The 25,078-nt window shown below is 73.3% G+C and carries 21 protein-coding genes; 13 read left to right on the top strand and 8 right to left on the bottom strand.

What is annotated here, in order from left to right; all coding sequences use genetic code 11:
• Positions 1-396, bottom strand: coding sequence for a superoxide dismutase, Ni (gene sodN / locus ABTZ91_RS07160; protein ID WP_019889364.1), 396 nt, complete (start codon positions 394-396; stop codon positions 1-3).
• A gap of 142 nt (positions 397-538) precedes the next feature.
• On the opposite strand from sodN, the gene sodX reads away from it, so the two are divergent.
• Entirely contained in the window at positions 539-964 is a 426-nt protein-coding gene (gene sodX, locus ABTZ91_RS07165) for a nickel-type superoxide dismutase maturation protease (protein WP_352076130.1), read from the top strand.
• Here sodX and ABTZ91_RS07170 read toward each other — a convergent pair.
• Complete coding sequence (locus ABTZ91_RS07170) at positions 877-1,497, bottom strand: CGNR zinc finger domain-containing protein (RefSeq protein WP_352076131.1); 621 nt, start codon at positions 1,495-1,497, stop codon at positions 877-879. The two genes, sodX and ABTZ91_RS07170, sit on opposite strands and share 88 nt — an antisense overlap.
• Positions 1,498-1,594: 97 nt before the next feature.
• Between ABTZ91_RS07170 and ABTZ91_RS07175 the strand changes: the two genes are divergently transcribed.
• Positions 1,595-2,359, top strand: coding sequence for a class I SAM-dependent methyltransferase (locus ABTZ91_RS07175; protein ID WP_352076132.1), 765 nt, complete (start codon positions 1,595-1,597; stop codon positions 2,357-2,359).
• Between the two features lie 63 nt (positions 2,360-2,422).
• On the opposite strand, the gene ABTZ91_RS07180 is transcribed toward ABTZ91_RS07175, so the two are convergent.
• The 3 genes from ABTZ91_RS07180 to ABTZ91_RS07190 are packed head-to-tail and all read right to left on the bottom strand — an operon-like array spanning position 2,423 to position 5,139.
• Entirely contained in the window at positions 2,423-3,187 is a 765-nt protein-coding gene (locus ABTZ91_RS07180; protein WP_352076133.1) for an amino acid ABC transporter ATP-binding protein, read from the bottom strand.
• The gene (locus ABTZ91_RS07185) at positions 3,184-4,134 is read right to left on the bottom strand and encodes an amino acid ABC transporter permease (RefSeq protein ID WP_352076134.1); all 951 of its coding nucleotides are present in this window, start codon (positions 4,132-4,134) and stop codon (positions 3,184-3,186) included. The genes ABTZ91_RS07180 and ABTZ91_RS07185 overlap by 4 nt, the downstream gene beginning before the upstream one ends.
• Before the next feature lie 36 nt (positions 4,135-4,170).
• Positions 4,171-5,139, bottom strand: coding sequence for an ABC transporter substrate-binding protein (locus tag ABTZ91_RS07190; protein ID WP_352076135.1), 969 nt, complete (start codon positions 5,137-5,139; stop codon positions 4,171-4,173).
• A gap of 536 nt (positions 5,140-5,675) precedes the next feature.
• On the opposite strand from ABTZ91_RS07190, the gene ABTZ91_RS07195 reads away from it, so the two are divergent.
• From ABTZ91_RS07195 to ABTZ91_RS07205, 3 genes are all read left to right on the top strand, one after another.
• Entirely contained in the window at positions 5,676-6,887 is a 1,212-nt protein-coding gene (locus tag ABTZ91_RS07195; protein WP_352076136.1) for an NADP-dependent malic enzyme, read from the top strand.
• 352 nt (positions 6,888-7,239) lie between these two features.
• A complete protein-coding gene (locus ABTZ91_RS07200; RefSeq protein ID WP_352076137.1) occupies positions 7,240-8,205 on the top strand; it encodes a zinc-binding dehydrogenase in 966 nt (321 codons plus the stop codon).
• A 78-nt stretch (positions 8,206-8,283) separates the two neighbouring features.
• Positions 8,284-9,663: a cellulase family glycosylhydrolase gene (locus tag ABTZ91_RS07205; protein ID WP_352076138.1), complete on the top strand. Its 1,380-nt coding sequence runs from the start codon at positions 8,284-8,286 to the stop codon at positions 9,661-9,663.
• Between the two features lie 141 nt (positions 9,664-9,804).
• Here the strand turns inward: ABTZ91_RS07205 and ABTZ91_RS07210 are convergent, their stop codons facing one another.
• Positions 9,805-10,704, bottom strand: coding sequence for a helix-turn-helix transcriptional regulator (locus ABTZ91_RS07210; RefSeq protein WP_352076139.1), 900 nt, complete (start codon positions 10,702-10,704; stop codon positions 9,805-9,807).
• 1 nt (position 10,705) lies between these two features.
• Positions 10,706-11,581 carry a DUF4097 family beta strand repeat-containing protein gene (locus tag ABTZ91_RS07215; RefSeq protein WP_352076140.1) on the bottom strand — a complete coding sequence of 292 codons (876 nt, stop codon included), beginning with the start codon at positions 11,579-11,581 and terminating at the stop codon, positions 10,706-10,708.
• A 190-nt stretch (positions 11,582-11,771) separates the two neighbouring features.
• On the opposite strand from ABTZ91_RS07215, the gene ABTZ91_RS07220 reads away from it, so the two are divergent.
• Positions 11,772-12,602, top strand: coding sequence for a hypothetical protein (locus tag ABTZ91_RS07220; RefSeq protein ID WP_352076141.1), 831 nt, complete (start codon positions 11,772-11,774; stop codon positions 12,600-12,602).
• A gap of 83 nt (positions 12,603-12,685) precedes the next feature.
• Here ABTZ91_RS07220 and ABTZ91_RS07225 read toward each other — a convergent pair whose 3' ends face one another.
• Positions 12,686-12,868, bottom strand: coding sequence for a DUF6104 family protein (locus ABTZ91_RS07225; protein ID WP_003961784.1), 183 nt, complete (start codon positions 12,866-12,868; stop codon positions 12,686-12,688).
• A gap of 102 nt (positions 12,869-12,970) precedes the next feature.
• Between ABTZ91_RS07225 and ABTZ91_RS07230 the strand changes: the two genes are divergently transcribed.
• The 7 genes from ABTZ91_RS07230 to fxsT all read left to right on the top strand — a co-directional run bounded on the left by ABTZ91_RS07230 (position 12,971) and on the right by fxsT (position 25,060).
• On the top strand, positions 12,971-13,588 hold the full coding sequence (locus ABTZ91_RS07230) for a CU044_2847 family protein (RefSeq protein WP_352076142.1): 618 nt from the start codon (positions 12,971-12,973) through the stop codon (positions 13,586-13,588).
• Entirely contained in the window at positions 13,585-15,672 is a 2,088-nt protein-coding gene (locus tag ABTZ91_RS07235; RefSeq protein ID WP_352076143.1) for a trypsin-like peptidase domain-containing protein, read from the top strand. Before ABTZ91_RS07230 ends, ABTZ91_RS07235 begins: the two co-directional genes overlap by 4 nt.
• Before the next feature lie 332 nt (positions 15,673-16,004).
• Positions 16,005-17,012, top strand: coding sequence for a MoxR family ATPase (locus tag ABTZ91_RS07240; RefSeq protein WP_352076144.1), 1,008 nt, complete (start codon positions 16,005-16,007; stop codon positions 17,010-17,012).
• A gap of 7 nt (positions 17,013-17,019) precedes the next feature.
• On the top strand, positions 17,020-20,229 hold the full coding sequence (locus tag ABTZ91_RS07245) for an SAV_2336 N-terminal domain-related protein (RefSeq protein ID WP_352076145.1): 3,210 nt from the start codon (positions 17,020-17,022) through the stop codon (positions 20,227-20,229).
• A 147-nt stretch (positions 20,230-20,376) separates the two neighbouring features.
• Positions 20,377-20,574, top strand: coding sequence for a hypothetical protein (locus ABTZ91_RS07250; protein WP_352076146.1), 198 nt, complete (start codon positions 20,377-20,379; stop codon positions 20,572-20,574).
• A 90-nt stretch (positions 20,575-20,664) separates the two neighbouring features.
• The gene (locus ABTZ91_RS07255) at positions 20,665-21,972 is read left to right on the top strand and encodes an aKG-HExxH-type peptide beta-hydroxylase (protein WP_352076147.1); all 1,308 of its coding nucleotides are present in this window, start codon (positions 20,665-20,667) and stop codon (positions 21,970-21,972) included.
• A gap of 61 nt (positions 21,973-22,033) precedes the next feature.
• Complete coding sequence (fxsT, locus tag ABTZ91_RS07260) at positions 22,034-25,060, top strand: FxSxx-COOH system tetratricopeptide repeat protein (protein WP_352076148.1); 3,027 nt, start codon at positions 22,034-22,036, stop codon at positions 25,058-25,060.
• The last annotated feature ends 18 nt before the right edge of the window (positions 25,061-25,078 follow it).

Raw genomic sequence — 25,078 nt, forward strand, 5'->3', positions numbered from 1 at the left:
TCAGGCCTTCTTCGTCTCCCAGAAGATCCGGTCGATCTCGGCGATGAGCTCCAGCGCCTTCTCGCCCGTCTTCGGGTCCGTCGAGGCCTTCGCCGTCGACAGGGCCTTCAGGGTGTCGTTGATGAGCGTGTGCAGCTCGGGGTACTTCTCGAAGTGCGGGGGCTTGAAGTAGTCGCTCCACAGCACCGAGACGTGGTGCTTGGCGAGCTCCGCACGCTGCTCCTTGATGACGGTGGCGCGGGCCCGGAAGTGCGGGTCCTCGTTCGCCTGGTACTTCTCCTGGACGGCCTTGACCGACTCGGCCTCGATGCGGGCCTGGGCCGGGTCGTAAACGCCGCAGGGGAGGTCGCAGTGGGCGCTGACCTTCACCTTGGGGGCAAACAGGCGGGAAAGCATGCTGCTGTCCTTCCTCGTGATCGTCTTCTCAGGTGGGACATTACTCCGTGAGAAGCGTGTTTTCGCGAGCGCCCCCTGTGGCTTAGGACAAAAGTCCAGGGTCGGCATGGGACTCGTGGACGATCGGACCGGGAGGTGCCGAATGGTGGAGTCGGGGCGAGAGCCGGGGCAGGAGACCGGGGCCCCGTTCGGGATCGCCGAGGTCACGGGGGTGTCGATGGTGCCCACGCTGCTGCACGGCGATCGGCTTTTCGTGCACTACGGGGCGCGGTTGCGGCCGGGGAACGTGGCCGTGCTGCGGCATCCGCTGCAGCAGGATCTGCTCATCGTGAAGCGGCTGGTCGAGCGGCGGGACGCCGGCTGGTGGGTGCTGGGGGACAACCCGGACGCGGAGGGCGACAGCCGGGTGTTCGGGGTCGTGCCGCCGTCTCTCGTGCTCGGGCGGGTACGGGCACGGTACCGGCCCGTCACCCCCGGGCGTCAGCGCTCGGTCGGCGTGGTGCTCTCCTGGCTCTTCTCCTCGGTGCGGCCGGTCCGCTCCGCCTCCTGGCGCTTGCGGGCCCGGTAGGCGGCCACGTTGGCGCGGGTGGCGCAGCGGTCGGAGCAGTAGCGGCGGGAACGGTTGGTCGAGGTGTCGAGGTAGGCGTTGCGGCAGGGCGCGGCCTGGCACAGGCCGAGGCGGTCGGCGCCGAACTCCGTGAGGTGGAAGGCGAGGCCCATCGCGGCGATGGCGGCGTAGCCCGCGGTCGCGTTCGACGGGTGATCGGCGAGGTGCATGTGCCAGCGGGGCCGGCCCTCCTCGTCGAGGTAGTCGTGGCCGGAGATCTGCGGGCTGACCGGGAACTCGAGCAGAAGCGAGTTCAGCAGGTCGACGGCCTGGGTCTGGTCGCCCTCGTCGGCCGCGGTGAAGACCGCGCGCAGCCGGCTCCGGACCGAGCGGAAGCGGGTCACGTCGGAGTCCGTCACCCGCCGGGCCATCTGGGAGGCCTCGCCGAAGAGCTCGCGGACCGCCTCGACGGAGCTGAGGGAGTCCTTGCCGCGGGACGGCTCCTCGGTGTTGACCAGGCGCACGGCGTAATCCGAGTAATAGGCCAGTTCCACTTGTAGTCCTTACTCCGGCGGGCTAGGGTCGGGGCGGGGGAAGGGTAAGCGACGCTTCCCCTTCGAGGGTATTACGACGAGGGTGAGGGAAGAGCCAATGACGGACGCGGCGACGACCGGAACCGACTGGGCGGCCTGGCAGCAGAGCTGGGACCGTCAGCAGGAGTGGTACATGCCGGACCGCGAGGAGCGGTTCCGCGTGATGCTCGACATGGTCGAGGCGCTCGTGGGGCCCGAGCCCCGCGTCCTCGACCTCGCCTGCGGTACGGGAAGTATTACGGACCGGCTCCTCCAGCGGTTCCCGAACGCCACCAGCACCGGCGTCGACCTCGACCCGGCGCTGCTGGCCATCGCCGAGGGCTACTTCGCCGGCGACCCGCGCGTCACCCTGGTGACCGCGGACCTCAAGGACCCCGCCTGGACCGCCGCGCTGCCCCACGACACGTACGACGCCGTGCTCACCGCCACCGCCCTGCACTGGCTGCACAGCGAGCCGCTGGCGGCCCTCTACGGGCAGCTGGCCGGGCTGGTGCGCGAGGGCGGCGTCTTCATGAACGCCGACCACATGATCGACGAGACCACGCCCCGCATCAACGCCGCCGAGCGGGCCCAGCGCCACGCCCGCATGGAGCGCGACAAGGCCGCCGGCGCCCTCGACTGGGCCGACTGGTGGGCCGTCGCCGCCGCCGACCCGGTCCTCGCCGAGCCCACCGCCCGCCGCTTCGCGATCTACGGCGAGCACGCCGACGGCGACATGCCGGCCCCGCGCTGGCACGCCGACACCCTGCGCGCGGCGGGCTTCGGCGAGGCCCGGCCGGTCTGGGCCTCGCCCTCCGACACGCTGCTGCTCGCCGTGAAGTAGCGGGCGGTCGTACGACGAAGGGGCGGTACGGGCTTCAGGCCCGTACCGCCCCTTCCGTACGGCTCACAGCACCTTGGACAGGAACGCCTTCGTCCGGTCGTGCTGCGGGTTGGTCAGGACGTCCCGCGGGTTGCCGGACTCGACGACGACGCCGCCGTCCATGAAGACGAGGGAGTCGCCGACCTCGCGGGCGAAGCCCATCTCATGGGTGACGACGATCATCGTCATGCCCGACTCGGCGAGGTCGCGCATGACGTCGAGGACGTCACCGACCAGCTCAGGGTCGAGGGCCGAGGTGGGCTCGTCGAAGAGCATCAGCTTGGGCTCCATCGCCAGCGCGCGGGCGATGGCCACGCGCTGCTGCTGGCCGCCGGAGAGCTGCGAGGGGTAGTTGCCCATGCGGTCGCGCAGGCCGACCCGGTCGAGCAGGCGCTCGGCACGCTCGCGTGCCACTGCCTTCGTCTCGCCCTTCACCTGGATGGGCGCCTCCATCACGTTGGCCAGGGCCGTCATGTGGGGGAAGAGGTTGAAGCGCTGGAAGACCATGCCGATGTCGCGGCGCTGGGCGGCGACCTCGCTGTCCTTCAGCTCGTAGAGCTTGTCGCCCTTCTGGCGGTAGCCGACGAGCTGGCCGTCGACCGACAGGCGGCCGCCGTCGATGCGCTCCAGGTGGTTGATGCAGCGCAGGAAGGTGGACTTGCCGGAGCCGGACGGGCCGACCAGGCAGAACACCTCGCCGTTCTGCACCTCGAGGTCGATGCCGCGAAGGATGTGCGCGGCGCCGTAGGACTTGTGGACACCTTCGGCCTTGACCATGGGCTCGGTCATGCTGACATCTCCGGAGAACGCTTGAACGTGGTCAGGTTCTTCTTGACCCGCTGCCAGGGGGTGGGCGGCAGGGAGCGCAGGGAACCGCGGGAGAAGCGACGCTCCAGGTAGTACTGGCCGACGCTGAACACGCTGGTCAGCGCCAGGTACCAGATCGAGGCGACGAAGAGCATCTCCATGACGGCGCCGGCCGTGGAGCCGATGTTGGAGGACGCGCGCAGCAGTTCGGTGTACTGCACGGCCGAGACCAGCGACGAGGTCTTCAGCATGTTGATGAACTCGTTGCCCGTCGGCGGCACGATCACCCGCATGGCCTGCGGAAGAACGATCCGGCCCATGGTCTTCGTCTGGGACATGCCGAGCGCGTGCGCCGCCTCGGTCTGGCCCTCGTCGACCGACTGGATGCCCGCGCGGACGATCTCCGCCATGTAGGCGCCCTCGTTGAGGCCGAGGCCGAGCAGCGCGACCATGAACGGCGTCATGACGTCGACGGTCTCGTTCTTGTAGATCGGCCCGAGGTTGATGTACTCGAAGATCAGCGACAGGTTGAACCACACCAGCAGCTGCACGTACACCGGGGTGCCGCGGAAGAACCAGATGTAGAGCCAGGCGACCGCGCCGGTGACCGGGTTCTTCGACAGGCGCATCACGGCGAACACGATGCCGAGCACCAGGCCGAGCGCCATGGAGGCGATGCTGATGATCACCGTGTTCAGCAGGCCGTCGAGGATCGACGTGTCGAACAGCTTGTCCCACACGGTGTCCCAGATGATGTTGCCCTGGGAGAAGGCGTAGAGCAGCCATCCGAGGAGGACGACGACCACGACACCGCTGATCCAGCGGCCGTAGTGGCGTACGGGGATGGCCTTGATCGCCTCGTAGGGCGTGCCCGAGGGGCCGGACCCGGCCGGTGCGGCGGCCGGGTCCTTGGAGATCTTGTCAGTCACGACGACTGCCCTTCAGTGGAGCGAGGAGCGAGGGGATCACTTGCCGGCGTTGATCGTCGCCGACTTCACGGCGCTGCCCTCGACGTTCCACTTCTTCAGGACCTCGGCGTAGGAGCCGTCCTTGATGATCGCGTCGAGCGCCTCCTTGATGGCGTCGCGCAGCTGGGGCTTGTCCTTGGACACGCCGATGCCGAAGAGGCCGACGTCGCTCTGGCTGCCGACGACCTCGAAGTCGTTGCCGCCGCCGGAGGTCTTGGCGATGTACGCGGCCACCGGGTAGTCGTTCAGGTCGGCGACGGCGCCACCGGCCTTGACGCGGGTCTGGGCCTCGGCGTCGGTGTCGAAGGCCTGGATGGTGAGCTTCTTCGCGCCGCACTTCGCGGCCTGCGCCTTGAAGGTGTCCTCGTAGATCGTGCCGCGCTGGACGGCGACGGTCTTGCCGCACAGGTCGTCGAGGGAGTTGACGCCGTGCGGGTTGCCCTTCTTGACCAGCAGGGACACGCCGGAGCTGAAGTAGTCGACGAAGTCGATGCCCTTGCCGATCTTCTTCCCGTTGTCGTCCAGGCCTTCCCGGCGCTTCTCGTTGTCCGTCATCGAGGACATGATCAGGTCCTGGCGGCCGGTGTAGATCGAGGTGATCAGACCGTCGAAGGTGCCCGAGGTGAACTTGAACTCGACGCCGAGCTGCTTGCTCAGCGCCTGGGCGATGTCGGGGTCGACGCCGACGATCTTGCCGCCCTCGGTGAACTCCATGGGGGCGTACGAGGCGTCCGTGCCGACCTTGATGACGCCGGCCTTCTGGATGTCGGCCGGGAGCTTCGAGAACAGCGGGGCCTTGCTCGCGGCGGCCGTGGAGTCGCCGCCCTCCTTGGTGGAGCCGCCCTCGGTCTGGTCGCCACAGGCGGTCAGCAGCATCGAGCCGGCGACCGCGATGGCGGCGACCGCGGCAAGACGGGAGGTGCGGGTCTTGGCGGCGGTCGTACAGCGCGTGGAGCGTGCGGTCATGGTCGGGTTCCTCCGGCGTGTGAGGGAGTTGCCTTAGGCCGCGTACGCACCTTCGAGTGCCGCGACCTCGTGTGATTACGGCATCTTGCCATTCGGACTGCCGCAAACCGACGGCCAAGGATGTCAAAATCGGGTAACGGGATGTGGCCGAAACCCCGTGGCCAGTCCTCCCAAGGCAAAACCTTCTCCGGAGAGGTGTCACCCGCACCGAAAATTCTCCTGTGGATCTCGCCATTCGGACGACAAGAAGGCCGCTATTCGGGTCGGGAAAGCATCTATCCGGACATCGAGTGACGTGTCGTCCTCCGTGCGTGTCCGGTAGCGCTCGGTATGAGTCGTGTCACCGAAGCTTCATCGACTCGTCTCCGGAGCCGTCTGTCCGGTAAGAAGGATCCTTACACCCCTCATCCGGGGCTCAGGGCGCGTTGTGCGGCGTGCCCGCGCGGCTGCCAGACACGGCGGCCGCGGGACCCACCCACCCCTCCTCAACCGGGAGCGGCCACCCTCAAATGAAGAAGACTTAAGGGGTCAACCCAATGGCAGCGGAGATCGTCAATCCTCGCAGCGAGAGCGGTACGGAAGGGGCTCCCGGTGAGCCCTTCGATCCGGCCTTCGCGCTGCACCGCGGCGGCAAGATGGCCATCTCGGCCACGGTGCCGCTGCGCGACAAGGACGACCTGTCCCTCGCGTACACGCCCGGCGTCGCCAAGGTGTGCACGGCAATCGCGGAGCAGCCCGAGCTGGTCAACGACTACACCTGGAAGTCTCAGGTCGTCGCGGTCGTGACCGACGGCACGGCGGTGCTCGGACTCGGCGACATCGGCCCGGAGGCCTCGCTTCCGGTCATGGAGGGGAAGGCCATCCTCTTCAAGCAGTTCGGAGGCGTGGACGCGGTGCCGATCGCGCTCGCCACCACCGACACCGACGAGATCGTCGAGACCGTCGTCCGGCTCGCCCCGTCCTTCGGCGGCGTGAACCTGGAGGACATCTCGGCGCCCCGGTGCTTCGAGATCGAGCGCAAGCTCCAGGAGCGCCTGGACATCCCGGTGTTCCACGACGACCAGCACGGCACCGCGATCGTCACCCTCGCCGCCCTCCGCAACGCGGCGAAGCTGACCGGCCGGACCCTGGGCGAGCTGCGCGGCGTCATCTCCGGCGCCGGTGCGGCCGGTGTGGCCATCGCGAAGTTCCTCCTGGAGGCCGGGCTCGGCGACGTCGCCGTGACCGACCGCAAGGGCATCGTCAGCCGTGACCGCGAGGACCTCACGGACGTCAAGCGCGAGATCGCCGAGCTCACCAACAAGGCGGGCCTCACCGGCTCCCTGGAGAGCGCCCTGGCCGGCGCCGACGTCTTCATCGGTGTCTCCGGCGGTACGGTCCCGGAGCAGGCCGTCGCGTCCATGGCGCCGAACGCCTTCGTGTTCGCCATGGCCAACCCGAACCCCGAGGTGCACCCGGACGTCGCGCACAAGTACGCGGCGGTCGTGGCCACCGGCCGTTCGGACTACCCGAACCAGATCAACAACGTCCTCGCGTTCCCCGGCATCTTCGCCGGCGCGCTCCAGGTCCGGGCCTCCCGGATCACCGAGGGCATGAAGATCGCCGCGGCCAACGCCATCGCGGACGTGGTCGGCGACCAGCTCGCCGCCGACTGCGTGATCCCGTCGCCGTTCGACGAGCGGGTCGCCCCGGCTGTCGCGGCCGCGGTCGCCGCCGCCGCCCGCGCGGAGGGCGTCGCCCGCCGCTGACGCGGCCGCCGTACGCGAGGGGCCCCGCACCAGCCCAGGCCGGTGCGGGGCCCCTCGCGTGTTCCCGGGACCCTCGCGAGCGAGCCGAAGGGCGCCGCGGGTGTCGAAAGCGAGGGCGCGCGCAGGCCGCGAGGGACGAGTGGTCGAGCACGGCCGACCGTCGACGTACGCATGAGGCGCCCGGAGGCGAGCCGAGCACCAGGAGGGGGGGACGAGTGGCCGAGCACGGCCGACCGTCGACGCACGCATGAGGCGCCCGGAGGCGAGCCGAGCACCAGGAGGCGGCCGGCGGGACATGCGTCACACCGGTGTGTGGTTCCGCCACGTACCGCCGTCGCCCTACGCTCACGGCATGTTCGCTGCCTACGCTGCCCGAATCGACCGCGACCAGCCCCTGAACGGCCTCGAACTGGGCGAACGCCCCGAGCCCGAGACCCGTCCCGGCTGGACCACCGTCACCGTCAAGGCCGCCTCGCTCAACCACCACGACCTGTGGTCACTGCGCGGGGTCGGACTGCCCGAGGGGAAGCTGCCGATGATCCTCGGCTGTGACGCCGCGGGGCTGGACGAGCACGGCAACGAGGTCGTGCTGCACTCCGTCATCGGCCAGTCCGGTCACGGTGTCGGCCCCGACGAGCCCCGCTCCATCCTGACCGAGCGTTACCAGGGCACCTTCGCCGAGCGGGTCACCGTGCCCAGCTGGAACGTGCTGCCCAAGCCGAAGGAGCTCTCCTTCGAGGAGGCCGCCTGTCTGCCGACCGCCTGGCTCACCGCGTACCGGATGCTCTTCACCAACGCCGGTGTGCGGCCCGGCGACTCGGTCCTCGTGCAGGGGGCGGGCGGCGGGGTCGCCACCGCTGCCATCGCGCTGGGCAAGGCGGCCGGTCTGCGGGTCTTCGCCACCAGCCGGGACGAGGCCAAGCGGAAGCGGGCCGTCGAGCTCGGTGCCGTCGAGGCGTACGAGCCCGGGGCGCGGCTGCCGCAGCGGGTCGACGCCGTCATCGAGACCGTCGGCGCCGCCACCTGGTCCCACTCGGTGAAGTCGCTGCGCCCCGGCGGCACGCTGGTCATCTCCGGTGCCACCAGCGGCGACCGGCCCTCGCACGCCGAGCTGACCCGGATCTTCTTCCTGGAGCTGAAGGTGGTCGGCTCGACCATGGGCTCCAAGGACGAGCTGGAGGACCTGCTCTCGTTCTGCGCCGCGACGGGTCTGCGGCCGGTCATCGACGAGGTGCTGCCGCTCGACCGGGCCCGTGAGGGCTTCGAGAAGATGGCCTCCGGCGAACTCTTCGGAAAGATCGTCCTCACGACCTCTTGATACTGCCCGGTCCTGCTGATGGGATCTCCGGCACCGCGAAAGGTGAACAACGCTCACATCGTCGTGCCGGAGGTCCCCTTGTTGCGAACCACCCTTGTGGCGGGCGCCGTCGCCGCCTCGCTGCTCGCCCCGACCGCCACCGCCCGGGCGGACACCGGCGGGGACGCGATACCCGTCCTCACCGACTCGCACGGACGCACCCTCACCCTGCGCGGCTGGAACGTCGAGGACAAGGTGAACCGGGGCGAGGCCGCGCTCTCCGCCATCACCGAGAAGCACTTCCGCGACATGCGGGCCAAGGGCTTCAACTTCGCCCGGCTCCTGGTCTTCTGGGACGACCTGGAGCCGCGGCCCGGCCACTACAGCCAGGACTATCTGCGCAAGATCGAGCGCGTCCTCGACTGGGCCGAGAAGCACGACGTCCTCGTTCTCATCGACGCCCACCAGGACGTCTTCGGGCCCGCCTTCGGCCACCGGGGCATCCCGGAGTGGGCGACCAGGACCGACGGGCTGCCCTTCACCCCGCGTCCCGACGACTGGTTCTCCGAGTACTTCGAGCCGGCCGTGCAACGGGCCTTCACCCACCTCTACGAGGACCCGGACCTGCGGGCCGCCCAGGCCCGGATGTGGCGGGTGCTCGCCGACCGCTTCCGCGACCACCCGGCCGTCCTCGGCTACGACCTGATCAACGAGCCCATGGGTGAGCTGCGGGAGGGCGAGGACCTGCCGACCGCCGCGCGCCGGATCGAACGCGAGCAGCTGACGCCGATGTACAACAGGCTGGCGGACGCGGTCCGTTCGGCCGACCGCGACGGCTGGGTCTTCGTGGAGCCGACCCCCATCGTCGGCGAGGGCGTGCCGACCGGCCTCGGCCGGATCGACGACCCGAAGGTGGTCTACGCCCCGCACTTCTACAACACCGGCATGGAGGCCGGCGCCGACTACGACCCCGCGGCCGGCTGGATCGAGAGCTACGAGCAGGCCGTGACCCTGTACCCGAAGGAGTACAAGGTCCCCGTGATCGTGGGGGAGTGGGGCCCGCTCAACAACTCCCTGCCGAACATGAACCGCTTCTACCGGGACGCCATGGCCTCGCTCGGCCGCTACGGCTCCGGCTGGGCGGGCTATGTCTGGTGCTACGGGGGCGGCTACTGCGCCGTGGACGGCTCCGGAACCTTCCGTACGAACAAGGAGCTGACCGCGGAGCCGTACGCGGAGGCCGTCGCCGGCACCGTCCGGTCGGCCTCCTACGACTCCCTGGCCGGCGTCTACCGCCTCGACTACGACTCCGCCGGCCGGCGCGGCCCCCGGCTCACCGAGCTCTCCCTGCCCCCGGGCAGCTGGCAGGTCGAGGCCCGGGGGAAGGCGATCGTGCTGCGTCCGTCCCCGGGCAGGGCCCTGGTCCTCGCCGCCCCGGACACCCGCGTGACGGTGACGGTGACCGCCGTGCGCGGCTGAGGCGGGGCGCCGCCGTGCGCCGGCCGGGACCGGGAGCGGTCGAGGGGCCGGGACGGGAGCGGTCGAAGGGCCAGGAATGGGAAGGCCGCCGGGGTCCGGGGAGTGGGCCGGGGTCCGGCTCAAGCAGGACCCCGGCGGCTCCTACGCGTTTCTCCGGTCCGGGTCCAGCAGGGACAGAATGCTCTCCGCCGCCGCACCCAGGTGGCGGCGGGCCTCGGCGAGTTGGTCGCGGCTGACGCCGTGGTCCCTCGCCGCGTCGCGGACGTCGTCGCGGAAGCGGTCCAGGAGCCGGTCCAGCTCGCGGGCCGGCTCGGCGGCGCCGTCGATGTCCTTGGCCCAGTCGGAGACGGCCTGCTCGGCGGAGGAGGGCCGCCCCGCGGCCGTGCCGTGCACCGGGCCGTGGACCGTGCCCGTCACCAGGTCGCCGAGCTGGGAGGTGATGTCCGAGATGCCCTCCCAGACGCCCTTCGGCCACTCGCCGCGCGCCATCCGGTCCTGGACCTGCTCCTGGACCTGACGGGCGATCCGCTGGAACTCCTTGGCCTGGCGCCGGGCCGACTGGGCCTCGGCACGCGCCTGACGGGCCTGCTCCCGCCACTCCTGCTTCGCCTTGCGCAGCTCCTCCTTGGCGTCGGCGAAGGACGAACCCGTGCTCCGGGACGCGCTCGCCGCCGCCCGCATCTCGCTGCGCAGCTTGCCCGCGGCGCCGCGCACGTCGTCGCGGATCTCGGCGGCCAGCTCGGAGACGGACTCGCGGATCTCCACCTCCAGGTCGGCCAGTTCGCCACCGCGTCCGGCCAGCTCGGCGCGGCCGGCGTCGGTGATCGAATAGACCTTGCGGCCGCCCTCGGTGGCATGGGTGACCAGACCCTCGGCCTCCAGCTTGGCGAGGCGCGGGTAGACCGTGCCCGCCGAGGGGGCGTAGAGCCCCTGGAAGCGCTCCTCCAGGAGGCGGATGATCTCGTACCCGTGGCGGGGGGCCTCGTCGAGCAGCTTGAGCAGGTAGAGACGCAGACGGCCGTGGGCGAAGACGGGCGGCATGTCAGAGGACCTTTCCGGAGGCGGGGGAGGCGGCGGCCCAGCCGTCGCCGTCAGGCTCCGGCTCGGGGCGGCGCAGCAGGGCGATCGAACCGGAGATCGTGGTCGCCCTGAGTGTGCCGCGCCCGGCGCCGAGGGTGCCGGTGATGGACTTGGCGCCCCACTGCCCGCCGACCCGCAGGTCCTCGAAGGCGTTGGAGACGGAGCCGCTGGTGGTGGACGCCTGCACCGTGGCGTCGGCGGGATGCGGCAGCCGGATGGCGACCTCGCCGGAGACGCTGGTGAGCCGGATGTCGGCGGGCGGCCCGTCCAGGCCGGCCGACGGGTCGAGGTCGATGACCATGTCGCCGCTGACGGTCTCCGCCTTCACGGCGGCGCCGGCGCCCTCGATGACGGTGACGTCGCCGGTCACCGAGTTGACGTGGAGGGCTCCCGTGACGGACTGCGCCTCCAGATTGCCCGACACGGTCTCGGCGCGGACCGGCCCGGACAGGCCGACGAGGGTGGTGTCACCAGTGACACCGCGCACCGCCGTGTGTCCCCGGACACCGGACACCACGGTCTCGGCGCCGACCGCGCCGACCTCGACGTCGGTGCCGGCCGGGACGGCGACCGAGACGACGGCCCGGCGCCGGTGACCGGACGGGTCCAGCCACTTGAGGAGGCCCTTCCAGTGCAGGTCCTCATAGGTCACGGTCAGGGTGGAGCCCTCGTGCGTGACGACGAGCGGAGGGCCCTCGATCTCGGAGATCTCCACGCGGGCGGAACTCTCGTCGGTGCCCACGACGTTCACCGTGCCGTTGACCACGCGGATCCGGAGCCGGGTCACGGAGTCGGTCAGCGGGATCGTGCGGGGCTCAGTGACGGACCACTCTGTCATGGTGCTGACCTCCCGTGTCAGGCGGACGCCGGCGCCGCGAGCGGACCGCCGACGACGCAACATATCGCGTCTCTCGATGGACACGATATATCGCGGTACCGCCGAGTCAACCCCGACTCTTCCCTGACAGGGTCGACTCGGGGTGGGGCATTCACCGTCGTACCGGGACGAATTGCCCTAGCGTGGGGCCATGAACGTGAGACCGGGACCCCGCCCCGCCGGAGCTCTGCTGCTCTGCCGTGCCGAGCCCCCGACGGTCCGTCCGCCCGCCCGACTGTTGCGGGAACAGCTGCTGCTCGCCCCCGCCGGACCCGACTGGACCGTCCTCGTACCCGAGGGGAAGCCCTGGCTCGACGACGGGGAGCCCGTCGAGCGGGTCGTCACCGGCTGGGCCACCGCCCTCGCGGTCGCCGCCGCCGGCCGGCCCGTCCTCGCGCTGTGGTGGGACGCGGACCGCGCCGGATTCACCCTCGCCTCGGGCTTCCGTCGCACCGTCGGCTACACCTGGCTCGCCGACGGCACCCCGGTCGGCGAGGACGAGGCCGTCCACACCTTCGCCGCGCGGCTCGGCCTCGACCCGGTCCTCGACGTCCAGGCCCTCGAACCGCTCACCAAGCCCGACCCGGACGCCGACGCCCACGCCCGGCTCGTCGGCCTCACCGCCGTGCTCACCCGCACCGGACTCGCCCTGCCCGAGGGCCTCGCCCCCGGCGAGAGCGCCGACCGGCTGCGCGCCGCCGCCCACGACCAGGGCGCCGAACTCCTCGAAGAGGGCGGCCTGCGCGACGCCGTGCGCGCCGAACGCGACGCGGCGGAGGGCGGCCCGCCCGGCCCGTACCCCTACCCGTACGGGCTCGGGCCCTGGGCCAGGCTGCTCGGCGCGGCCCAGCTCGCGGCCGGTGTGCCCCTGCTCGTCCGGGGGATCCGCCGCCGCAGCGGCGGCTGGACGACGGCCGGCGCGCTCCTCGTCGTCCACGGGGCGCTCGGGCTCGTCCCCGACCGCCGACGGCACGCCCCGTAAGGGACCTCGGGCCGCACCCGTGGCCCGCAGGGGCGCCCGCTCCGTCCGGGTCCCTCAGGCCTCAGCCGTCCCGAGCGGTCCCGCTACTCGTCCTCGTCCTCGTCGTCGAGACGGGCCAGCCAGGTCGCGAGGCGCTCGACCGGCACCTCGAAGTCGGGGTTGAGATCGACGAAGGTCCGCAGCTGCTCGGCGAGCCACTCGAAGGTGACCTCCTCCTCGCCTCGCCGCTTCTCCAGTTCCTCGATGCCACGGTCGGTGAAGTACATGCGTTCAGAATAGGCCGTACGGGAGAACCGACCGCGTCCCCTGTTCCTCACCCGTCCCTCGGACTAGCCTTCTTCATCATCGTTCGGGGAGCGGGGGCCGCTGTGACGCATGGGATCGCTCGGATACGGCTGGACGACGGCACGCCCGTCTGGGCCCGGATCAGCGGGGCGGAGGAGCTCGACCGGGGCAGCGGGTTCCAGGACACCGGCATCGGCGACCGGGTCGTGTCCATGGCCGGGGGCCTCACCGACGTGGTGCGCGGGGTGGTCGGTTCCCTGCGCGCGGGCCTCGACCCGCAGGGCTCGGTCGAGGTCGCCGTCAGCTTCGGCATCGAACTCTCCGCGCAGGCCGGGAAGGTGATCGGCGTCCTCGCCGACGGCGGCGGCAAGGCCTCGGTCAACGTCTCCCTGACCTGGACCGAGCCGGGCCGCGAGCCCGGCCCGTCGCCGGAGGCGCCGCCGGGAGCCCACGCGCAACCGGAGACGGCACCGGCCGCCGCGGCCCCTGGTCCCGCCACCTCCGCCGCCCCCGTCATCCCCGCCGTCCCGGCCTTCGCCCCCGACGTCCCCGCCGCCCCGGCGTCCGCCCCGGCCGGCCCCGGTGGCCCCGTCCTCCCTGCCGCCCCGCCGTCCACACCGGCCGACCCCGCCGCCGCCCCCGTCATCCCTCCCGTCCCCTCACCCGCCGTCTCCCCGGAGAACGGCCCCGGCGCCGTATGAGCGCCCTCGACGCTCTCGTGCGCCCCGCACTCGTACGCATCGCCGCTCCCGGCGGCGGGTATGACCCGCACGGCGACCCGTTCTGGGGCACGGGCTTCTTCATCGCCCCCGGCTGGGTGCTGACCTGCGCCCACGTGGTGGCCAAGGGGGGTAGCGCGGTGTGGAGGAAGGAACCGGCCGTCGGCATCACCTGGGAGGGCGGCCAGACCACGGGCCGGGTCGTGCTGGCCAAGCCGCGCCCCGCCACGCCCGAGGAGACGCGCACCTTCTGGGACTTCCCCGACCTCGCCCTCGTCCGCGTCGAGGACGCCCGCGACGCCGCCTGCGTACGGCTCAGCGAGCGGCCGCCGACCACGCCCGCGCGGGTCAGCCTGCACGGCTGGTCGCGGCAGACCGGCGAGGTCGCCGTCCGTGACGTCGAGGGCCAGGCCAACGGCTTCTCCGGCGGAGCCCTGCTGCTGCAGTGGGCCGTCCCCGTCGAGGGCTGCTCCGGCGGGCCCGTCGTCGACCTCGGCCGGGGCGCCGTCATCGGCGTCAACAAGGGCCGGGGCCAGAACGAGGGCGCCGCCGTCCCGCTGACCTCGCTGCGCGAGCTCCACGACGTGCCCGGCGGCGAGGTCCTGCACGAGGTGCTGCGCGCCCACGACCGCCACCACCTCGCCCGGCACCGCTCCTTCGGCTCCGGCCGCACCTGGACCGACGCGCAGACCGAGCTGTGGCCGGCCACCGCCCGCGGCGTCAGCCCGGTCCGGCGGGTCCAGCTCTACGGGCGGTTCGCCGAACTGCCGCCGCCCAGCGGGCCCGGTGAGGTCATGGCCCTCGTCGACGCGGTCAAGCGCCGGGTGCTGCACCCCGAGTACCAGGCCGTCCTGGAGACCGACGCCCGCACCTGGCGGGACGGCGTGGGCCTCCTCCACGAACTGCACGCCCCACGGCGCGAGCACGGACCCGAGGCCACCGACCTCGGGCTCGACGCCGTCCTCCTCTACGCGGCGAAGGTCGCCCGGCACCTCACCGAGCGGTACGGGCCCGGACCCGGCATCGACGGGCTCACCGGCTGGATCGCCGACGAGTCGGGCGGCGCCCACGTCGCCGTACGCGAGGAGATCGCCGCCCTGCTCGACCCCGCGCCGGCCCGGGGCGACGACGACGCCGAGGCCCTTGCCGCCGGGGAGCGGGGCGCGCGCGCCGACGTACGCGTCGAGATCGACGCCGTCCCCTACAGCAGCCCCCGGCGCTACGCCTGGCGCGTGATGCTGCTGTTCGACGGCCGTACGGTCAGCCCGCTGCGCGGCGACGACGGCGGAGTGCCCCGCGACCGGCTCCGCGAGACGCTGCGCGGGCCGCTGGCCGACGCCCTCCGCCTCGGGGACAGCGGTGACCACCTCGCCGCGATCGAGGTGGTGCTGCCGCGCGAGCTGTTCGACGAACCACTGGACACCTGGCGGCTCTCGCCCGACGACGAGCCCTTCGGGGAGCGCTCGCTGCCGCTCGGTCAGCGGCGGACCGTCGTCATCCGCGACCGGCACCGCAGCCGGCACCCGCCCTCCCCGGAGTGGCGCAAGCGCTGGCGCGGCAGCGAGAGCGGGCCGCTGCGGGCGGTGCCGCTGCGAGCCGAGGTCCTGGCGGCGGTGGGAGACGGCGAGGGCGACGCGCACGCGCCGCACCGGCGCAAGGAGAGCCGGATGAGCGCGTACGAGCGGCTCGACGCGGTCGCGGACGGCAGCGTGCCGGTCTACTGCGGCCCGGTCGCCGGGGGCGACGGTCAGCGGGCCATGGAGGCCGCGCTGGCCGCCGGGCACCCCATCGTCCTGTGGCGGCGCTCGGCCCGCGACCACGAGGACTGCGCCGAGTTCCACGAGCGGGCCGGCGAACTCCTCGCGGCCGCCGCCGGCGCCGAGGGCCTGCACCGCCCGGTGCGCACCCTGCGCCGCATGCGCGCCGCCGACACCGAGGGCGATCCGCGCGAGCGCTCCGACCACGCCTGGGCCGAGGACCTCGCCGTCCTCTACGACCCGCCCGACCGCCCCCCGTACGACGCCCCCCTCCAGGGCCCCGCCCTCCTCACCGAGCCCGACCGATGACGGCCCGCACCACACGCCGGAGCGCCCCGGCCCGCAGCAGCCACCGGACCCGCCCGGCCCGCACCAGGCGCCCGACCGGTGACGGCCGGCCCCGCCCCGCCCGGTGCGCCCCGAGCGGACCCCCGCCGCAGCCGGGTCCCGCCCCCCAGCCGGGTCCCGCCCCCCAGCCGGGTCCCGCCCCCAGCCGGCCCCCGACCCCAGCCGGACCCCGCCCCCCGGCGGTCGAACTCAACTCCCCACCAACCGGACCGGTTTGGACGTCGGCAGCGCGGTGGCCCGCGCGGTACGTTCGACGGGCCCGGCGAAGACACCGCAGCCAGGAGGAGTCAGGCGTGAACGATTGGCGGATCTATCGGGGTGCCGGCCATCCGCACGACGAGATACGGCGGTTGCCCGCGCCGCCGCCGTGGCGGGACTTCTCCGCCGGTGGGGCCGATGACACGCTCGCCGGGTCGGACCGGCGGCTCGGGGTGCGGCGCAGGCTGGTGCAGAACCACCATCCCAGGCCCGCCGAGACCGACGCCGTGAACGCCGCGCTCTATCTGCGCAGGCCGCTCCTGGTCACCGGCAATCCCGGCACGGGCAAGTCGACGCTCGCCCATGCCGTCGCCCATGAGCTGGGGCTCGGCCGGGTGCTGCGGTGGCCGATCGTGAGCCGGTCGACGCTGCAGGACGGGCTCTACCGCTACGACGCCATCGGCCGCCTCCAGGACGTGCAGCTGGAGCGGGCCCGCGCCGACTCCGAGCGGACGGCCGCGAGTCCGGCCGGGATCGGCTCGTACCTCCGGCTCGGCCCGCTCGGCACCGCGCTGCTGCCCTCCGAGCTGCCCCGGGTGCTGCTCATCGACGAGCTCGACAAGAGCGACCTCGACCTGCCCAACGACCTCCTCAACGCCCTGGAGGAGGGCGAGTTCGCCATCCCCGAGCTGGAGCGGCTCGCCGACCGCGAACCGGTGGTGGAGGTGCTCACCGACGACGGACGCAAGGTGCCGGTGTACGGGGGCCGGATCCGCTGCACCACCTTCCCCTTCATCGTGCTCACCTCCAACGGCGAACGGGACTTCCCCGCCGCCCTGTTGCGCCGCTGCATCCGCCTGGAGCTCGAACCGCCCGGCGAGGAGCAGCTCGGCGCCATGATCGAGGCCCATCTCGGGCCGGACGCCGCGGCCGCCGAACCCGGGCTCGTCGCCCGCTTCCTCGACCGGGAGCCCGGCGAGGTCATCGCCACCGACCAGCTGCTCAACGCCCTCTATCTGACCCAGCACGCCCCCCGCGCCGAGCGGGTGACCAGGGACCGCATCGCGGACATGCTCATGCAGCCGCTCGATCAGCCGAGGTGATGGCCGGATGCACCGGATGCATCTGGAAGAGCTCACCCGCAGACTCCGGGCCGGCGGGCAGGACCCGACCGCCGAGGAGGTCGCGGACGCCGTCTGGCTCGCCCAGTGGCTGCCGCGCGCCGACCCGGCACAGTTCCACGCGGACGCCCCCGGTCCGGGTCCGGGGGAGGGACGGGACGGGGATCCGCCGCCGGGCCCGCCCCGGTCCGACCCCTCCCTCGACCGTCGAGATCCGGCCACCTCCACCCCCGTCCCCTCGGCCACACCCGACCCGCGCGCCCCGGACGCCCCGCCGCCCCGGCCCACCGAGACCGTCGACCTCGCCCTGCCCCCGGTCGGCGGCCGTGGCCGCACCGGCGGTACGGGCGGCGCCGCCCTGCCCGTACGCGCCCCCGGCGCCAACGCCCTGCCCGGACTCCTCGGGCTGCAGAAGGCCCTCCGCCCGCTGCGCCACTACGCCACCCTCCTCCCCGCCCGGCCCGGCGAAGGGCGCCTCGACGAGGAGGCCACCGCCGAACACAGCGCCGCCTCGGGCATCCTCACCCCCGTGCTGCGCCCCGCCGCGGGCCGGCGGCCCGACATCCAGCTCCTCATGGACACCGGACCGGCCATGGTCGTGTGGAGCAGGATGGTCGAGGAACTGCGCCAGGCCTGCCAGCAGTCCGGCGCCTTCCGCGACGTCCAGGTCCACCGCCTCCACGACACCGGCGAGGGGCCGCCGCTGGTCACCACCACCTCCGGCTCCGACGGCCGTCCCCGGCTGCGCCCCGGCGACCAGCTGCACGACCCCACCGGGCGCCGCCTCACGCTCGTCGTCAGCGACTGCGTCGGCCCGCTCTGGCAGCGCGGCGCCGCCCAGCGGCTGATCCACCAGTGGCCCCGGCACTCCCCGCTCGCCCTCGTCCAGCCGCTGCCCCCGCGCCTGTGGCCCCGCACCGCGCTGCCCGTCGAACCGGGCACCCTGCTGCGGCCCACCGTCCCCGGCGGCCACGTCGGCTTCGAGCCCGACGAGGCGGCCTGGGAACCCGTCGCCCAGGACCTGCGGGCCGTGCCCGTGCTCACCCCCACCCCGGAGGCCTTCGCCTCCTGGGCCCGGCTGCTCACCGGACACGGCGGGGGAGCCGTCCGCGGCTGGGCGGCCAGGATCGCCCCCGCCCCCTCCACCTGCGCCACCCCCGCCCCCGTCCCCGCCGCCTCCACCGGCACCGGTCCCCGGACCGGACCCGGCACCCACCCAGGGACCGGCCCCGTGGCCGCCGGGATCGCGAACGGCGGCGCCCGGCGCGGCGACGAGGACCTGCTGCGCGCCTTCCGCGCCGGAGCCTCCCCCGGCGCGGTACGCCTCGCCGTCCACCTCGCCGCCGCCCCGCTCGCCCTGCCCGTGATGCAGCTCGTGCAGCGCGCCATGCTCCCCGACACCGGCCCCATGGAGCTCGCCGAGGTCCTGCTGAGCGGGCTCCTGCGCCGGCTGCCCGGCCCCACCCCGTACCCCTGCTTCAGCTTCTCCCCGGCCGTGCAGGAGCACCTCCTCGGCTCGCTGGACCGGGGCGCCGCCGTCCTCGTGCTCAAGCACTGCTCCGAGTTCGTCGAGCGGCACTTCGGGCAGGGCATGCGCAACTTCCCCGCCCTCGCCGCCGCCCGGCTCGCCGGACACGGCACCGACGAGGAACCGGTCGCCGCCACCGGGCCGGGCGAGGAGAGCGAGGAACCGGCCGGTGCCGCCGCGGAGCTCTTCGCCCGCATCCCCGCGCGCGTGCTGCGCTTCTACCACCCCGACCTGATCACCCCCGAACCGCTCGCCGCCGCCCGCCGGCTGCTCGACCAGTGGCGCGCCCAGTCCGACCCGTCGCTGCTCGACGCCGCCCTGGAGCGGGCCGAGGCCGCCCTCGCCGACGACGGCCCCGCCGGCCGCCCCGAGGACGCCGCCACCGCCCGGCTCGTCCTCGGCCAGGTGCTGTACGCGCAGGCCGGCACCGCCGCCGTACGGGACCGGGGCAGGCGCCGGGAACTGCTCGACCGGGCCGTGACCGAGCTCGTACGGGCCGCGGAGCTCGCCGCACCCGGCGGCGCCGCCTGGGCGGAGGCCCGCCTCGAACAGGCCGCCGCCCACTACGCCCTGTGGCGCCACACCGGCGAGGCGAACCGGCTCGACGCGGCCCTCGCCGCCCTCGACGGGGACGCGGCCGACTGGCCCGAGGCGCAGCGCCACGCCCTGTTCGTACGGCGCGGGCGGCTGCTGCTCGCCCGCGGCGAAGGACCGGAGGCGGCGGCCGCGTTCACCGACGCCCTCACCCTGCGCGCCACCGGGCCCGTGCTGCTCGACCTGGCCGACGCCCTCCACCTCGCCGGCTCCCCGCCCGAGGACGTCGCCGACGCCCTGGACCGGGCCGAACCCCTGCTCGGCGACTCCGACGCCCTCCGGCTGCGCTGGACCACCGCGCGGGCCCGGCTGCACGAGTCCACCGGCGACGGGCCGGCCGCCGACGCGGCCTACGAGCGGGCCACCCTTCTCACGCCGGCCGAGGGCGAACAGCGCGGCCGGCTCCTGCTGACCTGGGGCGAGTCCCTGCTGCGCCGGGCCGCCGCCGACCGGGGCACCGCACCCGTCGACCGCGCCGAGTCGGTCCTCCGCGAGGCGTTCACTTGCCTGCCGACCGCCTCCGAAGCCCGTACCCGGGCCACCGTCCTCATCGGCAGCGTCCTCGCCCTGCGGTTCGACCGCGCGGGCTTCCTGCCCGACCTGTTCGAGAGCCGGCACCTCCTCGACCAGGCGCTCCGCACCACCCACGAACCGGGCGCCCGGGCCGAGGTCTGGCTGCAACTCGCCTGGGTGAGGACCCGGCTGAGCGAGACGGCGAGGGGCGGGCGGCTCTCCGACGCGCTGGCCGCCTATGAGCGGGCGGCGGAGGACGCCCGTACGGCCCACGGCGAGCACCCGGGCACGATCACCCTGGCCCGCGCGTTGCACGGGCAGGGGGCGGTCCTCGTGCTGATGGACCGGCCGGCCGCCGCCCTGGCCGCGCTCCGGGCCGCCGCCGAGCAGTGGCGGCGCCTCGACGGCGCGCTCGTCGCCGTGGACTGGCAGGACGTGGAACGGACCCGCGCGCTGCTGGCCGGGCGGTCGGCCCCACGGCAGTCCTTCCCGGGCCTGAGGACCGAGGAGGAACGGAAGCGGATCGCACCGCCCTGGTGGCCCTGGCGCGGAGCGCGGAGGTAGACGACCACGCCGGAACGGAAACGGCTTGATAACGGGGGCGCACATGGGCGCAGTTGAGTCGAACGGGTTTCTGGGTTTGCGGGGTCGGGAAGAACCGCTCCGCCGCTACGACCGTGGGGGACAAGGGTCGGTGAGGAGGAGCCGAGGGTGTTGCAGCACATGGAGTGGGTCGCCGGCGTCGACAGGACCGACGGGCGGCCCCGGCCCCTGCCGGATCTCACCGGCGTCGACCTGCGGACCTTGCGCTTCATGGACGATCCCGAGCTCGCGGCGGCCGTCGAGCGGGTGCTCTGGCGCCCGCAGGACCTGGCCGACTCCTGGATGGAGGACAGAGCCCGCGGCTGACCCCCGACGAAGTGGCCGCGCCGACCGGTCGTTTCCGGCCAGATGCCCGTCGGCTGCCGGTGGTCCACGAAGGCGGGGAGGGAAGCGCGAGTGAACACCCCGTCCCCCTCCGCGTCCGCGTCCCCGTCTCCGTCCCTGTCCGCGGCCGTCTTCGCGCGCCTGGCCCGGACCAGCCCCGACCCGGCCGGGCTCGCCCTCCTCGGGTCCGCCCTGCACACCCGGCGGCTGCTGCTCCTCAAGGCGCTCCTGGTCCGGGTCCACCGGCAGCGCGGATCCGTCGAGCCGGGGACCCTCCGGCGTTTCGAGCGCTCCTGGGCACTGCTCGAGCGGGCCGAGACACTGCGTCCCGCCGTCGTCCGCGACATCCTCGACTACCCGTCGACCGGTGTCTGGCTGGCCGCCGCGCTCGCCGAGCCCGCCGGACCGGGCTTCGACCGGCTGCTCGCCCGCCTCGACGCCCTCGCGCTCACCGCTGCGCTGCGCTGCGGCGGACCCCTCGAGCTGACCGTCGAGACCCCGGACGGCCTGCTCTCCTTACCCGGAGTGGGCCGGCTGCGGGTGGCCGCCGAACGGGTCCGGATCGGCGCGGACGACGGCACCGTACGGTTCCACCCGGACGGCTCCCGCCGCCCGTCGCCCGCCGGTCTCACCCTCGTCGACCGCGTACGCGGCGTCCTCGCCGGTCACGGGCCAGGCTGGAGCGCGGTGCGCCGGCTGCCCCTCGGCGGCGCGCGCCTGGACGACCTCGACCCGTACCGGGTGCCGGCCGGCGCCGACGGCCCCTCCGTCGGCACTGCGGCCGACCACGCCGACACCGACCACGCCGCCTGGTCCGCCCGCTGGCGCTCCGCCCAGGAGCTGCTGCGGCGCACCGACCCCGGCCGGGCCGCCGAAGTCGCCCGCGCGGTCCTGGTGGTCGTCCCGCTCGTCCGGCGCGGCCCCCGGCACCTCGGCGCCACCCTGAGCGCCGCCCCCGGAGCCGTACTGACCTCGCTGCCCGCCGAGGCGCAGGGGATGGCCGAGACGCTCGTGCACGAACTGCACCACAGCAAGCTGGCCACGCTCCACGAACTCGTACCGCTGTACGGGCCCGGCCGGGACGCCCTGCACCGCGTCGGCTGGCGGCCCGACCCACGGCCCATCGCGGGCGTGCTGCACGGCGCCTACGCGCATCTGGCGCTCGCCGACCTGTGGCGGCGCGCGGCCACCGCCGACGGGCTGCCGAGGTCCTGGCGCGCCGGTGCCGGGCAGCAGTTCGACGACATCCACGATCAGGTGGGTGAAGCGCTGGCGATCCTGCTTGAATCCGATGAACTGACTGCCGAGGGGCGGGAGTTCGCGGACCAAATGAGGCAGCATCATGCGAGCCTCGGCGCGACTCCCCTCGCGGCTGGGTAACACTGTGCCCACGTCACATGACACTGCGTTGCGTGCGGGAGCGGGACGGGAGACACGACAGATGGCGGAACAGCGGTCGGGCGGTGCGGTGGACCACGGATCCGGAAGTGCCTCGCCGGGGCATGTCCTCGTGGTCTTCCCTGGCTATCACCGCCCCTGGGCGACCTGGATCAACCAGCGGCTCGACGCCCACGGCGTGCGCGCCAGCCTCCAGCGCTGGGACCCGCCGCGCGAGGTGCCCCTGGAGGACTCGCTCGGCGACCTGCTGCTCGCCCGGGGCCAGGTGCTGCTCGTCCTGGACGACTGGTTCTTCCAGCTCGGCCCGCGGCAGTCCGGCGAGTGGAACGACGTGCTGCGCGGCTTCGTCGCCGCCCACGCCGAGCGGTTCGCCGCCGTCAACCTCACCAACCGGACCCTGCTGCCGGCCACCGCCGTCCTGGAACCCGTCAGCCTGTGGGGCGTCGGCGAGGAGGAGGCCGAGGCGCGGCTGCTCAGCCGGCTCGGCGTCGACCCGGGGCGCACCACCGGGCGCCGGCTGCCCGCCGGGGCACTCGTCCGCTTCCCGGACACGCCCCCCGAGGTCTGGGGCGAGGTCCCGCGCCGCAACCCCCGTTTCACCGGCCGCGACGACCTGCTCACCGAGCTCCAGGAACGGCTCATGGACGCCGAGCGCGGCAACGCCGCCTGCACCCTGCTCGGTATGTCCGGCATCGGCAAGACCCAGATCGCCGCCGAGTACGCCCACCGCTTCAGCTCCGACTACGACGTCGTGTGGTGGGTCAGCTCCGACGACCGCAACGTCCAGCGCGACCGCTTCGGCGAGCTCGCCGCCCAGCTGGGCCTCACCACCGGAAGCGAGCCCGGCGAACGCATCCGCGCCGTCCGCGAGGCCCTGCGCCGCGGCACCCCGCACTCCCGCTGGCTCGTCGTCTTCGACGGCTGGGACGACACCGACGGCGCCGGCGTGATGCTGCCCCAGGGCCCCGGCCACGTCCTCATCACCTCCCGCAACCGCGGCTGGGGCGACCACACCGACATCCTGGAGATCCCCAGCTTCGACCGGGCCGAGTCCACCGGCTATCTGATGCGGCGCGCCCCGCACATCACCGCACCCGAGGCCGACGAGGTCGCCGCCGAGTTCGGCGACGTACCCCTGCCGCTCGTCCAGGCCGCCGCCTGGCTCGGCGAGTCCCGCATGGAGGTCTCCGAGTACCTGCGGATGGTCCGCGACGGCCGCATCTCCGCCGTCGACGAGCCGTCCGGCGGCGACGGCATCCCCAACGCCTCCCTCACCTCCTGGTCGATACTGATCAACCGGCTCCGGCGCTCCCAGCCGCAGGCCATCGACGTGCTCAGCCTGTGCGCCTCCTTCGCCCCCGGCCGCATCCCGCTCGGCGTCGTCCGCGCCTACCCGCAGGCCGAACTCCCCGAGGACCTGCGCTGGATGGTCACCGACCTGGCCGCCTGGTCCCGCGCCCTGGACACCCTGGTCAACTACTCGGTGCTCAGCCGCGAGTCCCGCGGTCCGGTCGCCGGCGGGGAGATGGGGCCCCACCAGGAGTCCGTGCACATGCACCGGCTCGTCCACGACATCGTGTCCCGGCTGACCGACGGCGAACACCGCGCGGCCCACCGCAAGGCGGTCCGCACCCTGCTCGCCGAGGCCGACCCCGGCAACCCCCTGGACAGCCGCAACTGGCCCCGCTACGCCGAACTCCTGCCCCACCTGGAGCCCTCCGGGGCCCTCGCCAGCCGCAACCCCCGCGTCCAGACCGCCGTGCTCAACTGTCTGCGCTACTGCTTCCGCAGCGGCGAGTTCAAGGCCGGCGTCCGCCTCGCGGAGAAGATCCGGGAGCACTGGTCCACCTTCATGGACCCGGTCAGCCCCGAGATGCAGGAACTCACCAACCAGGAAAGCAACATCCTGCGGCGGTACGGGCGCTTCCGCGACGCCTACCAGCTCGACCTGGCCCTGCGCGCCCGCCTCGACGAGGCGCCGAACCCCGACCCGCTCGGCTCGCTGCGCTCGGCCGTCTCCATCGCCAGCGACCTGCGCTACCTCGGCCAGTACCAGGAGTCGGAGCGGATGCAGCGCGACGTCCTCGCCGACGCCCAGCGCCTCCTCGGCGAGAACGAGTTCCTCACCCTCGTCGCCGGCAACAACCTCGGCATCTCGCTGCGGCTGCTCGGACGCTACAAGGAGGCGTACGAGCAGGACATCGCCACGCTCGCCCGCGCGGAGAGCGTCCTCGGCGCCCTGCACTCGCAGACCCTCACCATCGGCAACAACGTCGCCCACGACCTTCGCCTGCTCGGCCACTACCGCGAGGCCCTGGCCCGCCAGGAGGCCAGTGTCCGCGTCCACGTGAGGATCCTGGGACCCCAGCACCTGCAGACCCTGTACGCCCGCACCCAGCTGGCCCTGTGCCGGCGCCGCGAGGGCGGCTTCCAGCAGGACCTCGGCGCGACCATGGCCAGCCTCCTCGAACAGCTGGAGCAGGTGCACGGCCGCACCCACTACGTGACGCTCTCCTCCATCAACAACTACGCCAACTACCTGCGCGAACACGGCGACCTCGACCACGCGCGCGAACTCAGCCACGAGGCCGAGGCCGGTTACCGCGCCCTGCTCGGCCCCGCCCACCCCGTCGCCACCGGCGTCCTCGCCAACACCGCGCTCGTCCTCCAGGCCTCCGGCCAGCGCGCCGACGCCCTCGCCATCCTGGAGGCCGCGCTCGCCGGCCTGACCGCCTCCCTCGGGCCCGACCACCCCTGGGTCCTCGGCTGCGCCCTCAACGCCTCGGCCGCCCGCAACTTCAACGGCCGGGTGGCCGACGCCGCCGAGCTCAGCCGCGACACCCTGCGCCGGGCCCGGCACACCCTCGGCAACGAACACCCGCTCACCCTCTCCTGCCAGGTGGCGCTCGCGACCGACCTGCGCGGCCTCAGGGAGAACGAGGAGGCGAGCAAGCTGGAGGAGGACGCCCTGCTCACCCTCACCCGCACCCTCGGCGCCCAGCACCCGCACACCCTGTCGGCGCGCCAGCGCAACCGCCCGTACTGGGACTTCGAGGCCAACCTGGGCTGAGCCCCGTAACGGCGGGCC

Origin of the sequence: Streptomyces sp. NPDC126499, assembly GCF_040302485.1 — a bacterium.
GTDB lineage: Bacteria > Actinomycetota > Actinomycetes > Streptomycetales > Streptomycetaceae > Streptomyces.

Bases quoted from the DNA above. Each gene is read 5' to 3' on its own strand.
- sodN (WP_019889364.1), bottom strand. From the start codon at position 396: ATGCTTTCCCGCCTGTTTGCCCCCAAGGTGAAGGTCAGCGCCCACTGC.
- sodX (WP_352076130.1), top strand. From the start codon at position 539: ATGGTGGAGTCGGGGCGAGAGCCGGGGCAGGAGACCGGGGCCCCGTTC.
- ABTZ91_RS07175 (WP_352076132.1), top strand. From the start codon at position 1,595: ATGACGGACGCGGCGACGACCGGAACCGACTGGGCGGCCTGGCAGCAG.
- ABTZ91_RS07180 (WP_352076133.1), bottom strand. From the start codon at position 3,187: ATGACCGAGCCCATGGTCAAGGCCGAAGGTGTCCACAAGTCCTACGGC.
- ABTZ91_RS07190 (WP_352076135.1), bottom strand. From the start codon at position 5,139: ATGACCGCACGCTCCACGCGCTGTACGACCGCCGCCAAGACCCGCACC.
- ABTZ91_RS07195 (WP_352076136.1), top strand. From the start codon at position 5,676: ATGGCAGCGGAGATCGTCAATCCTCGCAGCGAGAGCGGTACGGAAGGG.
- ABTZ91_RS07200 (WP_352076137.1), top strand. From the start codon at position 7,240: ATGTTCGCTGCCTACGCTGCCCGAATCGACCGCGACCAGCCCCTGAAC.
- ABTZ91_RS07210 (WP_352076139.1), bottom strand. From the start codon at position 10,704: ATGCCGCCCGTCTTCGCCCACGGCCGTCTGCGTCTCTACCTGCTCAAG.
- ABTZ91_RS07215 (WP_352076140.1), bottom strand. From the start codon at position 11,581: ATGACAGAGTGGTCCGTCACTGAGCCCCGCACGATCCCGCTGACCGAC.
- ABTZ91_RS07220 (WP_352076141.1), top strand. From the start codon at position 11,772: ATGAACGTGAGACCGGGACCCCGCCCCGCCGGAGCTCTGCTGCTCTGC.
- ABTZ91_RS07225 (WP_003961784.1), bottom strand. From the start codon at position 12,868: ATGTACTTCACCGACCGTGGCATCGAGGAACTGGAGAAGCGGCGAGGC.
- ABTZ91_RS07235 (WP_352076143.1), top strand. From the start codon at position 13,585: ATGAGCGCCCTCGACGCTCTCGTGCGCCCCGCACTCGTACGCATCGCC.
- ABTZ91_RS07245 (WP_352076145.1), top strand. From the start codon at position 17,020: ATGCACCGGATGCATCTGGAAGAGCTCACCCGCAGACTCCGGGCCGGC.
- fxsT (WP_352076148.1), top strand. From the start codon at position 22,034: ATGGCGGAACAGCGGTCGGGCGGTGCGGTGGACCACGGATCCGGAAGT.